This is a genomic window from Mesorhizobium shangrilense (assembly GCF_040537815.1).
In the GTDB taxonomy this organism is placed as follows: domain Bacteria; phylum Pseudomonadota; class Alphaproteobacteria; order Rhizobiales; family Rhizobiaceae; genus Mesorhizobium; species Mesorhizobium shangrilense.
In genome coordinates this window covers 4,796,959-4,809,970 of sequence record NZ_JBEWSZ010000001.1, presented here as the reverse complement: position 1 = coordinate 4,809,970, position 13,012 = coordinate 4,796,959, and the positions used below count along the sequence as shown (strand labels likewise).

Annotated in this window: 13 protein-coding genes; 1 reads left to right on the top strand and 12 read right to left on the bottom strand. The window is 64.6% G+C overall.

What is annotated here, in order from left to right:
- Window positions 1-90: 90 nt before the first annotated feature.
- Genes ABVQ20_RS23220 through ABVQ20_RS23210 form a run of 3 tightly spaced genes read right to left on the bottom strand, consistent with a single transcriptional unit; the run spans window position 91 to window position 2,829 of the window.
- Window positions 91-993 carry an SDR family oxidoreductase gene (locus ABVQ20_RS23220; protein ID WP_354461803.1) on the bottom strand — a complete coding sequence of 301 codons (903 nt, stop codon included), beginning with the start codon at window positions 991-993 and terminating at the stop codon, window positions 91-93.
- Window positions 990-2,156 (bottom strand): tRNA epoxyqueuosine(34) reductase QueG, encoded by a 1,167-nt coding sequence (gene queG / locus ABVQ20_RS23215; RefSeq protein ID WP_354461802.1) that lies wholly within the window; start codon window positions 2,154-2,156, stop codon window positions 990-992. Before queG ends, ABVQ20_RS23220 begins: the two co-directional genes overlap by 4 nt.
- A complete protein-coding gene (locus ABVQ20_RS23210) occupies window positions 2,137-2,829 on the bottom strand; it encodes a glutathione S-transferase family protein (protein WP_354461801.1) in 693 nt (230 codons plus the stop codon). The genes queG and ABVQ20_RS23210 overlap by 20 nt, the downstream gene beginning before the upstream one ends.
- 162 nt (window positions 2,830-2,991) lie before the next feature.
- Between ABVQ20_RS23210 and ABVQ20_RS23205 the strand changes: the two genes are divergently transcribed.
- Window positions 2,992-3,798, top strand: coding sequence for an undecaprenyl-diphosphate phosphatase (locus ABVQ20_RS23205; protein ID WP_354461800.1), 807 nt, complete (start codon window positions 2,992-2,994; stop codon window positions 3,796-3,798).
- Window positions 3,799-3,855: 57 nt separating this feature from the next.
- On the opposite strand, the gene ABVQ20_RS23200 is transcribed toward ABVQ20_RS23205, so the two are convergent.
- The 9 genes from ABVQ20_RS23200 to ABVQ20_RS23160 form a co-directional block, all read right to left on the bottom strand.
- Complete coding sequence (locus tag ABVQ20_RS23200; RefSeq protein WP_354461799.1) at window positions 3,856-5,250, bottom strand: glutamine synthetase family protein; 1,395 nt, start codon at window positions 5,248-5,250, stop codon at window positions 3,856-3,858.
- A 30-nt stretch (window positions 5,251-5,280) separates the two neighbouring features.
- A complete protein-coding gene (locus ABVQ20_RS23195; RefSeq protein WP_354461798.1) occupies window positions 5,281-6,363 on the bottom strand; it encodes a branched-chain amino acid ABC transporter permease in 1,083 nt (360 codons plus the stop codon).
- A 1-nt stretch (window position 6,364) separates the two neighbouring features.
- A complete protein-coding gene (locus ABVQ20_RS23190) occupies window positions 6,365-7,264 on the bottom strand; it encodes a branched-chain amino acid ABC transporter permease (protein ID WP_354461797.1) in 900 nt (299 codons plus the stop codon).
- Window positions 7,265-7,272: 8 nt separating this feature from the next.
- Window positions 7,273-7,977, bottom strand: coding sequence for an ABC transporter ATP-binding protein (locus ABVQ20_RS23185; protein ID WP_354461796.1), 705 nt, complete (start codon window positions 7,975-7,977; stop codon window positions 7,273-7,275).
- Window positions 7,978-8,025: 48 nt separating this feature from the next.
- Entirely contained in the window at window positions 8,026-9,180 is a 1,155-nt protein-coding gene (locus ABVQ20_RS23180; protein ID WP_354461795.1) for an ABC transporter substrate-binding protein, read from the bottom strand.
- Between the two features lie 44 nt (window positions 9,181-9,224).
- A complete protein-coding gene (locus ABVQ20_RS23175) occupies window positions 9,225-9,950 on the bottom strand; it encodes an ABC transporter ATP-binding protein (protein WP_354461794.1) in 726 nt (241 codons plus the stop codon).
- Between the two features lie 164 nt (window positions 9,951-10,114).
- Window positions 10,115-10,699 carry a helix-turn-helix domain-containing protein gene (locus ABVQ20_RS23170; RefSeq protein ID WP_354461793.1) on the bottom strand — a complete coding sequence of 195 codons (585 nt, stop codon included), beginning with the start codon at window positions 10,697-10,699 and terminating at the stop codon, window positions 10,115-10,117.
- Window positions 10,700-10,770: 71 nt separating this feature from the next.
- On the bottom strand, window positions 10,771-11,574 hold the full coding sequence (locus tag ABVQ20_RS23165) for an N-formylglutamate amidohydrolase (protein WP_354461792.1): 804 nt from the start codon (window positions 11,572-11,574) through the stop codon (window positions 10,771-10,773).
- A 17-nt stretch (window positions 11,575-11,591) separates the two neighbouring features.
- The gene (locus ABVQ20_RS23160) at window positions 11,592-13,001 is read right to left on the bottom strand and encodes an aldehyde dehydrogenase family protein (protein ID WP_354461791.1); all 1,410 of its coding nucleotides are present in this window, start codon (window positions 12,999-13,001) and stop codon (window positions 11,592-11,594) included.
- Window positions 13,002-13,012: the final 11 nt, after the last annotated feature.

Sequence of the window (13,012 nt, the reverse complement as noted above, 5' to 3'; positions counted from 1 at the left end):
GTTTTCTCGGACAAACGGTTTCCGTTTGTCCAGAGATCATGCTCCAGCAAAGCGACAGATCAGCACGGCCAACCCGATCATCATCCTGATCTAGCGCTGCATAGGGCTGCGCGCCGCGCCGTCGCGCCAGTCACCGCACTTCCACATATGGTCGAAGGCGGCGCGGTAGTCCGGGAAGCGGAAGCTGTATCCTGTCGCCTTGATCGCGGCATTGGCAACGCGCTTGTTCTCGCCATAGAAGGATCGCGCCATCGGCGAAAGCTCAGCGCCATCGAACGGAATTTCGGGCGGCGGTGTGACACCCATCAGCGAAGCGGCATAGGTGACGACATCCTGCGGCGGTGCCGGCAGATCGTCGGTGACGTTGAAAATGCCGCCACGATTGCCGTCGGCGAGATGCCAGAGCGCGCCTGCGATGTCCTCGCAATGGATGCGGTTGAACAGCTGGTCGGGCTTGACCAGCCGCCGGGCGGTGCCGTTTTCAAGGTTGACCAAGGCGTTGCGACCCGGCCCATAAATGCCGGAAAGGCGCAGGATGGCCGCCGGCCGGCTGATTTCCTTGCCCAGTTCCAGCCAGTCTTCTTCTGCCGCCACCCGCATCACCGAGCGTTTTGATACCGGCCGGCATTCGGCTGTTTCATCGACCCAGCCGCCGCCATGATCGCCGTAGACGCCGACAGTTGAAAGGTAGGCGATCCATTCCAGTGCGGGCATTTCGGTCAAAATCGCCTTCCGGGCGGCGTTCAGCACGGGATCGCCGGCCTCCTCCGGCGCGACTGAGATCACCAGATGTGTCGTTTTGCGCAACGCCGCGCCGATCTCCGGTGTCAGCGTGCCGTTGAACGCGAGGGGAGCGATGCCGGCTTGGCGCAGCGCTTCGAATTTTTCCGGTGACCGCGTTGTCCCAAAGATCGTGGCGGCTTCGGAGTTGGCGCGGGCAAAAGCCTTGCCCGAATAGCCGGCGCCGAAAATGAAGATATGCTTCCTGGTCATGCATGCGTCCCGATTGGATTTGGCTTTGACAGCGCCAGCCGCCATTCGTCGCGAACGGTCTCGTCGCTCTCCGTCTTCAGGCCGGCAACGGCGCGTTCGGAATATTCGGTATCGGGCACCAGCCGCGCCAGCGCCCATATCGCCGCGCCCCGCACCAGCGGCGACGTATCGTCCAGCAGGGTACATACGATGCCGGCCAGCCCAGCATCGCCGGAATTGCCGGCGGCGATCAGCGCATTGCGGATAAAGCGGTCGCGGCCGATGCGTTTTATCGGCGAACCGGAGAAGAATGTGCGGAAGGCGGGGTCATCGAGGACAAGCAGGTCGGCCAATGCCGGCTCGCGCAGATCGTCGCGCGCCGCAAGCTTGGCCTCGGAAGCCGCCTGCGCGAACTTGTTCCACGGGCAAGCGGCGAGGCAATCGTCGCAGCCATAGATGCGGTTGCCGATCTTTTCGCGGAATTCATGGGGAATCGGCCCCTTGTTCTCGATGGTGAGATAGGAGATGCATCGCCGTGCATCGAGCCGGTAGGGCGCGGGAAAGGCATCGGTCGGGCACGCGTCGAGACAGGCGCGGCAGGAGCCGCAATGGTCGATCTCCGCGCGGTCCGGCGCGAGTTCGGCGGTGGTGAAGATGGTGCCCAGGAACAGCCAGGAGCCGTGCTCGCGGCTGACGAGGTTGGTGTGCTTGCCTTGCCAGCCAAGCCCGGCCGCTTCCGCCAGCGGTTTCTCCATCACCGGCGCGGTGTCGACGAACACTTTCACGTCGCCGCCGGCGCGCGCCACGATCTTGCCGGCGATCTCCTTCAGCCGGCCCTTCATGACATCGTGATAGTCGCGGTTGCGCGCATAGACGGAGATCGCGCCGCGGTCGCGTTTGGCCAGGATCGATCGCGGATCGTGGTCGGGGCCGTAATTCATCGCCAGCACGATGATGGAGCGGACCTGTGGCCACAGTGCCATCGGTTCGCTGCGCCGCTCCAGCGTCTCGGCGATCCACTGCATCGACCCGTGAAAGCCGTCGGCGACGAATTCGGCAAGCCTGGCCGGCGCCAGCGGAATCGCATCGGGGGTGGTGACGGCGACGGCATCGAAGCCGGCGCGATGCACCTCCGCGTCGATCAGCGCGCGCAGTTTTGACGCGTCAGAAGTCGAGGTCCGCATAATGCGACACCGGCGATATCCCGCGCACCCGGTCGGTCAGAAGCGGCCGGAAGGAGGGCCGCGACTTCACCCGCGTGTACCATTCGCGCGCCGCGGCATGTTCGCGCCAGTCGATTTCGCCCAGGTAATCCAACACCGACAGCGTCGCCGCCGCCGCCAGGTCGGCATAGGTGACCCTGCTGCCGGCCAGCCAGTGGCGGGTGCCGGCCAGCCAGTTGGTGTATTTCAGATGCTGGCGGATATTGGCGCGCGCGGCGCGGATCGCCGCCGAATCGGGCGAGCCTCCGCCCGCCGTTTCCGGCATGACCGGCTTCAGCACGCGTTCGCGCACCAGATGCCGGGTCACCTCGCCTTCGGCCTTGGTGAGATACCAGTCGGTCAGCCGGCGGATTTCGGCGCGTTGCATCGGATCTTCTGCAAACAGCCGCTTGTCGCGCTTCAAGACGCCGCGCGTCTCGTCGAGATATTCGGCGATCACCATGGCGCCGACGATCGGCACGTCGCCTTCGGCGAGCAGGATCGGCAGGGTGCCGGCCGGGTTCAGCGCCAGGAACTCCTTGCGCCGCGTCCACGGCTTTTCCTCGATCAGGGCCAATTCCTCGCCATACTCGCCGAACGCAAGGCGGACGAAGCGGCACGTGGCGAACATGGGATGGTGGAAAAGCGTCAGCATGGGTCCGTGATGGTCAAAGCGCACTGGCGAATCGCCGGATGCGCCGGTAAGTCTTTGCCGCTCGTGTTAGCGGGCTGTCAGGGTGCAGCGACCTATAGGGGCACTTCCGCGCCATGACAAGCAAGCCGTTCTATTAGCCGCCAATCGATTGCCGGGGTTGCCATGGAAAGCCAGACCATCGTCGAAGCCTTGCTGCTCGGTCTTCTGGAGGGTCTGACGGAGTTCATTCCGGTCTCGTCGACGGGTCACATCCTGCTCGCGGGCCACTTTCTCGGCTTCCAATCGACCGGCAAGGCATTCGAGATCCTGATCCAGCTCGGCGCGATCCTCGCCATCCTCAGCGTCTATTTCGGCCGTCTTTGGAAAATGCTGCTCGATCTGCCGCATGACCGGCTGACGCGGCATTTCGTCCTTGGCATCCTCATCGCCTTCCTGCCGGCGGCGTTTCTGGGGGCGCTGGCGCATGATTTCATCAAGACGGTGCTGTTCGAATCGCCGAAGCTGATCTGCATCATGCTGATCATCGGCGGCGTGGTCCTGCTTGTGGTCGACCGTATGAAGCTCAAGCCGGTCTACCGCGATGTAGAGCGCTTCCCGACGCGGCTTTATCTGCAGATCGGCCTTTTCCAGTGCCTGTCGCTGATCCCCGGCACGTCGCGCTCGGGTTCGACCATCGTCGGCGCGCTGCTGCTGGGCGTCGACAAGCGAGCGGCCGCCGAGTTCTCCTTCTTCCTCGCCATGCCGACCATGGTCGGCGCCTTTGCCTTCGACCTGTTCAAGAACCGCAACGTCCTGACATCGGCCGACCTGCCGATCATCGGCGTCGGCTTCATCGCCGCCTTCGTCTCGGCGCTCATCGTCGTGCGCTTCCTGCTCGACTACGTCTCTCGGCGCGGCTATTCGCTGTTCGGCTGGTGGCGGCTGGTTGTCGGCAGCGTCGGGCTGGTTGCCTTGCTGATCTGGGGCTAACGCCCCGATCCTGTAACGGGCGGGCATCCCGGCAGCCGGGATCCCGGATGGCCTGCATCAACTGACGAAATAGCGCTGCCATTCGAAGTCGGTGATGTGCGACGCCTGCCAGGCATCAAACGCGGCCTGCTCGGCCCGCCTGCTCTCAGCATAGTTGTCGCGAAAGGCTTTGCCAAACGCCTCGGCGCAGAAGTCGGACGCGGCGAAAGCCTCGATCGAGGCGTTGAGCGTGCGCGGCAGCTTCGGCTTGTCGAGATTGGCGAGGTTCGATGTCACCGGCGCTTCGAGCGGCAGGTCCTTCTCGATGCCCTCGCAGCCAGCCGCCAGGATCGCGGCGATCGACAGATAGGGATTGATGTCGGCGCCCGGCGCGCGATGCTCCAGCCGACAGGCGCCGTCATTCGGCGTTGTGATGGCGCGGATCGGCGCGGTGCGGTTCTCGAATCCCCACGCGACGTCTTCCGGCGACCATGCGCCACGGTCGAAGCGGCGATAGGAATTGACTGTCGGCCGGAACAGGAGATGCGTTTCCTGCATCCGGTTGAGCACGCCGGCCAGAAACTTCTCGGCGACCGGCGTCAGCTTGTTCGGCCCGGCGGCGAAGGCCGGCTTGCCGTCGCGCCACAGGCTGACATGGTGATGCGCGCCACAGGCGCTTTCCTTGCCCGGCGGCTGGAAGCGGGTCATGAAGGTGGCGACCAGGCCACGCTCGGCGCACAACTCGCGCAGATGCAGTTTTGCGCGCATGGCATCGTCAGCCGCCTCCAGCGCCGACTTCGGCGTCAGCGCGTATTCATACATGCCAAAACCATATTCGGTGACCAGCGAGGCGACGCCGATGCCGATGCTCTTCATGCGGGTGATGAACTCGGCGGCAAAATCCTGGTATTCGCCGTTGCGCACCAGATCATAGTTGATCAGCGAATGGCCCCAGGGCTTCAGCTCGCGGTAGCGCCCGGCGCGCATCAGATCATGGTCGGCGTGAAAAATGCCGAATTCGTATTCGAGCGCGAACATCGGCTCGTAGCCGAGCGCCTTGGCGCGCGCCTCGACGCGGGCCAGCACGCCGCGCGGATCGAACGGGCAGACAGCACCATCGAGCATGTAGGAAGACGTGATGGCCGAAGCGAATTTCGGCTTCCAGCCGTGCTGCACAACAGTGGCGGGATCGATGATCCCCTTGATGTTGGGAAAGCCGTTCTCCTCATTGGCGCTGGGCGAGGCGAAGGCCACATCGCCCATCGGCTGGCCGTCGCCATGGGTGACGCAATAGAGGATGGCGTTGATCGATTCGCCATAAGGCGAGAGTTTTAGCGGCGCGATCTTGGAGCGGAATGCTCCCGACGTGTCCACCGTATGCACCTCGACGAATTCGACGCCGCGCGATGCGAGTTCCTTCTGCAACGCCTCGAGCTTCGGCGCGTACTCCGCCGTCCTGTCCTCAAATTCCACTTTCAGTCCTCCACCAAACCACGGGCGTCGCTATTTCGCGTTGCGCCGGAAAAATCGCGACAAGAGTTCGTCGAGTTCGTAGCGGCCACTGATGCCGCTTGGCCGGAAGGCCATGCACAGCACGATGACGACGCCGAGCGCGACGCCCGACAGGCCGAGCATTTGCGGCAGCTGGATGCCGGCGATCGTCACACCGGATTCGATGCTGCGGATGAATTCGAGCCCCACCGAAAGCACGATCACGCCGGTCACCGCACCCGTCACCGTCGCCATGCCGCCCAGGATCAGCATCGCCAGCGTGTTGAAGATCATCTGGAAGTAGAACAGTTTCGGGCTGATCGTGCCGGCGAAATAGGCGTAGAGCACGCCGGCGAGACCGCAGATCAGCGCTGACAGCACCCATGACATCAGCCGCAGGCGCCGGGCATCGATGCCGAGCGCGGCCGCCGCTTGCGGGCTCTGGGCGCTTGCGCGGAGTTGCAGGCCCCAGCGGCTGTCCTTGAACAGCCGCGCCAGCACGATCACCACTACGGAAAATGCCATCATCCAGGGCAGGCCGACCACTTTTGGAATGCCGAAGAAGGCCTGGTTGCCCTTGAACAGGTCGGTCCAGTTGAGAAACACCGAATGGACGATGATCAGCAGCGCCAGGCTGACGATGGTCGCGGCGACACCCGAGAGGCGGCTGATCACCTTGCCGCTGACGGCTGCGATGATGCCGACCACGATCAGCGCGATGAGCGCCGACGAGACGGGATCGAGCTGCAGCGTGGCGAAGCCGAACGGAGCGTTGGGGATCGACAGTTTCTTCATCGCCAGCGGCGTGGACAGGATGGCGACGCCATAGGCGCCCATGCCGACAAAGGCGCTGTGGCCGAGATTGGCGATGTTGCTGTTGCCCATGAACACCTGCAGGCCGACGACGACGATCAGGTTCACGAAGGCGCCAAGCGCCAGATAGGTGTAGTAGGTCGGCGCGAAATTCAGGATCGTCAGCCCGATCACCAAAACGGGGAGAGACGTCACCAGCCCGCCGATCAGCGAGCGCGTCAGCGCATTGCTGTGCGCAGCAGCAACTACCGGAGGCGCTGAATTTTCCAGGGCTTGCGACACTTCAAATCTCCTTGTCGCCAAGTTCGACCCGCTGGCCGAGCAGGCCCTCCGGCCGGTAGACAAGCAGCGCGACGATGATCACGTAGGTGAGCGCATCCTTGAAGCCCCCATATTCCTGCGGCAGCGCGACCAGCAGGCCGACCTCGATGAAGCCGAGCAGCATGCCGCCGGCGGCCGCTCCGGCCAGCGACCCGAACCCGCCGATGACGCAGGCGACGAAGGCCTTCAGCACCAGGCTGAAGCCGAGATCGGGCGAGACGCTGCCGCGCCGCGCGATGATGAAGACGGCGGCAATGCCGGCGAGCGCACCCGAAATGGCGAAGGCCGTGGCGATCACGCGGTTTGCCCGGATGCCCATCAGGCGCACCGTGGCGAAATCGCGCGAAGCCGCGCGGATCGCCAGGCCCAGCGTCGAGCGGTTGAGGAAGAGCACCAGGGCCAGGATGGTCAGGCCGGAAACGACGAGTTCCATCACCTGCAGCGACGACACGGCGAAGGGGCCGAAGAACCACATCTGGTTGAGGCCGTTGAGGATCGAGACCGATTGCGGCTTGGGCGAGATCAGCAGCATGAACAGGTTCTGCACGACGATCGAGACGCCGAAGGCGGTAAGCAGCCCGGTCGTGGTCGGCGCATAGCGCACCGGGCGGAATGCCACCCGCTCGAAGGTGACGGCAGCCAGTGCCGCCGCCGTAACGGCTATCAGCACAGCGACGATCGGCGAGGTCAGCCCGAGCGCCGCCGCCAGGAACACGCTGTAGGCGGACACGCCGATGATTTCGCCATGCGCGAAATTGACGAGGCCCATGATGGAAAACACCACGGCGAGGCCGAGTGCGACCAGCGAATACTCCGCGCCGAAGGCCAGCGCGTTGAGAAGCTGCTGCAAGGCATAGTCCATGTCGCCGCCTATCCGCCAATATAGAGGTTGAAGAGGCCGTGTTCGTCAGCGAGACCTGCTGGCGGCCCGTTGTAACGAAGTGTGCCGGCGCTGACGACATAGACGCGGTCGGCGAAACGCAACGCCTGCTTGGCGTTCTGCTCGACCACCAGCAGCGTCAGCCCCTCCCGCTTGAGCTCGCCGATGAAATCGAAGATCTGCACCACGATCTTCGGCGCCAGCCCGAGCGACGGTTCGTCGAGCAAAAGCAGCTTCGGCCGCGACATCAGCGATCGGGCAATGGCCAGCATCTGCTGCTCGCCGCCCGAAAGCGTGCCGGCCGCTTGCCCGTAGCGTTCGGAAAGCACCGGAAACAGCGCCAGAAAACGCTCGATATCCCCGCGCACACCTTTGGGATCGCGCCGTGTCGCCGCACCCAGCCGCAGGTTCTCGCCGACCGTCAGATTGGCGAAGATGTGCCGGCCCTCGGGCGTCGAGGTCAACCCGGCACGAATGCGGTCCTCGGTACGGACACGCGAAATATCCTGGCCGTCGAGAAAGATGCGGCCCGAGGCCGGCGTGACCAGGCCGGTCAGCGCATTGATGGTCGAGCTCTTGCCGGCCCCGTTAGGGCCAAGCAGGGCGACGAGTTCGCCCCGCCCGACCTTCAGGCTGAGGTCGCGCACCGCTGTGACCGCGCCGTAGCGGACGACCAGATTGTCGACGCTCAGCACGACGAGAACTGCCTGGCTCGATCCATCATCACTTGACCCGCCTGCCCGTCAGTTCAATGCCGGAACGAAGGTCGGCGGCGTGTCGGTGATCAGCATCCGCTTGCCGTTCGAGAACCCCATCACCGGCACGGCCTTGACGGGATAGCCTTTTTTCTCGGCGAAGGAGATGACCGGCGCCGTGGTGCCGGGATAGCCGCCCGGCGCGCGGATCGCCTCGCGCAAGGCGGCGGGCTCGACGGTGCCGGATTTCTTCGCCGCCTCGTAGCTGATCTGCACCATGTCGGCGCCGAGCGCGTCGAAGATGCCGTTGATCTTGTAGCCGTCGGCCTTGCACTGGGCGAGGAACTTGTCGATCGGGCTGTCGATGCCGGTCGCGCCATGGGTGGCGAACATCACCTTTTCCAGCGAGGCCGGATTGCCGACTGTGCCCTCCAGCGACTTGTCGTCGAAGGCATCGCAACCGGCGACCCAGCCGTCATAGCCATTGGCGCGCAACTGGCGAATGAAGATGCCGACATCCGGCAGCACGCCGCAGATATGGATGGCGTCCGGCTTCTGCGGCAGTGCCTTGATGCTGGCGATCTGCGGCGACCAGTCGGTCGTGCCCCAGGAATAGTTGAGCTTGGAGACGACCTTGCCGCCGAGATGCTCGAAGACCTCGCCGAACCATTCCGGCAGTTTTTCGGAATAGGAGCCGGCATCGGGCGAGACCATCAGCGCCACGGTGCGCGCACCCTTGCCGTAAAGCGCGTTGGCTGTGGCTGCCGCGTTGATCGGATCGGGCACCGCGCCGGCGATGAAATTGTCCAGCCCGGCCTGCTGCATTTCGAGCTGCGTGTTCGGCGCCGAGAAGACGGTGGCGCCATAGGGCGCGGCGATTTGCGCAGTCGGGATCAACGCATCCGGGAATGGCACGCCGGTGATGATCTGGGCGCCGGCGTCGAGGAATTTCTGGCCGAGCGACACCGAAAGCTGCGGATCGGAACGATTGTCCTCGATCATCAGTTCGACCTTGGGATCACCGGCACTCGCCGCCTTGTTCAATTTGTCGGCCATGCAGCGCGCGCCTTCAGCCTCGCTGTAGGGCGCGTAAGTGCCGGTCATCGCCACCGCGAGCCCGATCTTCAGGTCGTTGGCCTCGGCATGCGCGACCTGCAACAGCCCTGCCGCGACGACAGCGGCCCCCAAAATCATCTTGTCCATTGAACCCCTCCTTCTCTCTTGTTGTTGCTGGCCCCAGGGCGCCGTCACGATGTCTCGGACTGCCCGACATAAACCTCGATGACACGCGGATCGCGCCACACCGCCTCGGTCCGCCCGGATGCGATCACCTGGCCCTGGTCCATGACGCAGAGCCGGTCGCAAAGCCGGTTGATGAAACGCAGATCGTGGTCGATGACGATGGTGGCGCAGCCGACGTCGCGGCGGATGCCTTCGATCGCCACCGCCAGCGTCTCGGACTCGCCCTCATTGAGCCCTGCCGCCGGTTCGTCGAGCAGCAGCAGCGATGGGCCGAGCGCCAGCGCGCGGGCGATTTCGAGCCGGCGCTGGCTGCCATAGGACAGCGTGCCAGCCGGCACGTCGGCGAAGCCGTCCAACTGATACTGGGCAAGCAACTGGTCGACGCCGATGCGCGCTGCCGCGTCGGGGCGAACCGCCTGGCACGTGATATGGGCGACCTCGACATTCTGCCGGACGGTCAGGTCCTTGAACAACCGGATGGTCTGGAAGGTGCGGCCGACGCCGGCCCGTGCGCAATGTTCCGGGCCGCGTCCGGTGATTTCCTTTCCCGCCAGCCGGACACTGCCGGTGTCGGGCTTGAGCACGCCGGAGATGGCATTGACCAGAGTGGATTTTCCGGCGCCATTGGGGCCGATCAGGCCGAGGATCTCGCCGGCCTCGCACGACAGCGAAGCACTGCGCAAGGCCTGCACGCCGCCAAAGGTCTTGCTGACTGACTCAACCGACAGCATCGGTCATCTCTCCCATCCCGGCCGATGGCTATTTCTCCTGTCGGCCGGTCAAAGGGATGCTAACCCCCGGACTTTTCCATAACAAGTATTTTTTTCCATTTTAGAAAATATTCTTGGGACGCGACGTGTCCAACCAAACATCCAGCCGATCTGGCCGGTTGGGATCAGGCCCCGGCGCTGGCCGGAAGCCCGTCGCGCGGGACGGTGTTCGACATCAGCATCACCACCGGCGCGTCGCCCAGCGCGATATAGGCGTGCTGCATTTCACCGTCGAACAGGATGCTGTCGCCCGGCTGCAGCACGGTCGGATCGTAGTGGATCGTGTGCAGTTCCAGCCGGCCGCTCAGCACATGGATGAACTCCTCGCCCGAATGGCTGCGCCAGCCGCCATTCTCCTCGAGGCTCCTTGCACGCAGCGTCACGCGCCAGAAAATGTTGGTCTTGTCACGAAAATCGCTGCACAGGACCTCGAATTCCATGGCGTTGCCCTGGTGCAGGATGCCGCTGCCGGCGCGCGTGATCGATCGGCGCGCCTGCATGCCGGGCTTGGGGCTGAACAGGAAGGACGCCACCGGCACGTGCAGCACGCCGGCGATCATCAGCGCGACGTCGACCGTCAGCCGGGCCTTGCCGTTCTCGAGTTTCGACAGTTGCGACACCGAAAGGCCGGAGCGTTCGCTGAGATCGCGCAGCGTGATGTTCTGCTCCTTGCGCGCATCGCGGATCTTGCTGCCCACATTGCCCTGCATCATCCACGCCCTTGGCTGCCGTGTTTCCAATTCGACAAGCTCTAGCGGCGCGCCTCGGGGGCGTCCAGCCTTTAGACGGCTACGGCTGGTTTCGGCCATAGCGAGATCGCAACAGTGGCGAAGACGGTCTCGAGCGTGCGGCTGACGAGCTCGAATGTTTCCGGATCGGAAAGCAGGTCGTTGCGGACTTCCAGATAGAGGCAAGGCCGGCCTTGCTCCAGCCCGTGCTGGTTCAGCGTGTAGCCGATCGCCTGGCGCCAGTCGTAGGGCTCGTTGTCGCCGATCCTCAGGCCTGCCGCCGCGCCGTGCGCACCAAGGGTTTTCAGCACCGAAGTGACGAAGGGCGACTGCTCCCGCCAGAGTACACCGATGTCGACATTGCGCGTGATGCCGCCCATCACCGGGGTGAAGGAATGCACCGACACCAGCGCCTGCCTGCCCACAGCGGCCTCGACGATTGCCTGTTCGAGCGGCGCCCAGGCAATGCGGGTGCGCAACTGGCGGTCCGCCGTATCAGCGGCCAGATTGCCGGGCACCGGAATGCCGCCGAGGTCCGGGCGCATGAAATCCCACTCACCGGCCGGGCGGTTGTAGTCGAGGAACAGCCGCGAATAATGCGCGATCACGGCCGGCGCCCGAAGCGTCTGCGAGAGCCGGCGCGTCAGGGCATCGATGCCGATATCGACAGCGAAATGCGTGCCGAGATAGGGCACTGCCAGGCCAAGGTCACGCCATGGCGCGGGCACGAGATTGCCGGCGTGCTCGGCGATCAGCAGATAGGGGCTCGCCGCATCGATCCGCAGCCACTCCACGCTGGCGTCGGCCAGTGCGGCGACGGTTGCATCATCAAGCTTTCCAAGGCTCGCCGCGTTCAACAGGCCGCTCCCCCCGCTCAGCCGATAACCGAGCGGACATGGTACGACTTCGCCGCTGTCGCCTCCACCAGGCCGGCGCGGCCATTGGTGCGTCCCAACCCGGAATTCTTGATGCCACCCCAGGGCAAATGCAGGTCGGCATGGTCGCAGCGGTTGAGATAGACGGTGCCGGCCTCGACCTCGTCGAGCAGCGCCACGCCGCGATCGATATCCTTGGTCCAGATCGAGGCGCTCAGGCCGAAATCGCTGTCGTTCATCAGGCGGATCGCCTCGTCGTCGCTGTTGACCGACTGGACGCAGGCCACCGGCCCGAACAGCTCGTCACGCATGATCTGCATGCTGTGGTCAACGCCAACCAGCACTTCCGGCGCGACATAGGCGGCGCCCAGGCCAGAGGCCTTGAGCGTTCCATCCTGCGGCATCAAGCGCCTGGCCCCTGCCCGCACCGCGCTGTCGGTGAGACCACGGATGGTGTCGGCGGCACTCGCCCGCACCACCGGACCGACCATCGGCTTCTCGTCAAAGGGATGGCCGATGGACCATTTCGCCGTCTCGGCGACCAGCGCATCGACGAAGCGGTCATGGATCGCCTTGTCGACATAGATGCGCTCGACCGAGCAGCAGGACTGGCCGGCATTGGAATAGGTGCCTTCGGCGATTTGCCGGATCACTGCGTCAAGATCCGCGTCGGCGCGGACATAGGTCGGGTCCTTGCCGCCGAGCTCGAGATGCACCTGCGTGAACGTGCCGGCGGCGGCGGCATGCACGCGACGGCCGCCATTGACGGAGCCGATGAAATTCACCGCGTTGAAGGCGCCGGACGCGATCAGCTTCTCCGCATCGGCATGGTCGAGATGCAGGCTCTGGAACACGCCTTCGGGACCGCCGGCGGCGCGGAAGGCTTCCTCGGCCTGCTCGGCGATCAGCGGCGTCTGCGGCGAATGCTTGAAGATCACGACATTGCCGGCAGCAAGCGGCGACGTGACCAGATAGCCCAGCATGGCGGTGGGATAGTTCCAGGCGCAGATCGAAAGGTGCAGCCCGCCTGCCATCGGCTTGGCGTAGCGGCGGATGTTCTCATCCGAGGGGTATGGGATATCGGCCAGCGTTTCCGGCGCGACGCCGGCCAAAAGCTCGCCAACCAGCGCCAGGCGTGGCGTCTCGTCGGCCTGCCACAGCGGCCGGCCGATCTGCCACGCCACCATCTCGGCCAGCGGTGTTGCCCGGGCCTTCATCTCCTCGCCGAAGCGCAGCAGGATCGCCAGCCGGTCGGCCAGCTTCATGCGTCGCCAGGATGGCAGCGCGGCGCGCGCCCGGGTAAGCGCGCCCTCGATGGCTGCGCCATCCGCATAGGCGCGCGTCGTGTAGGTCGAGCCGTCGACGGGAGAGGTCACGGAAAAGATGCGCGCGCCGGAATGCAGGTTCATCGTCTTGAAAT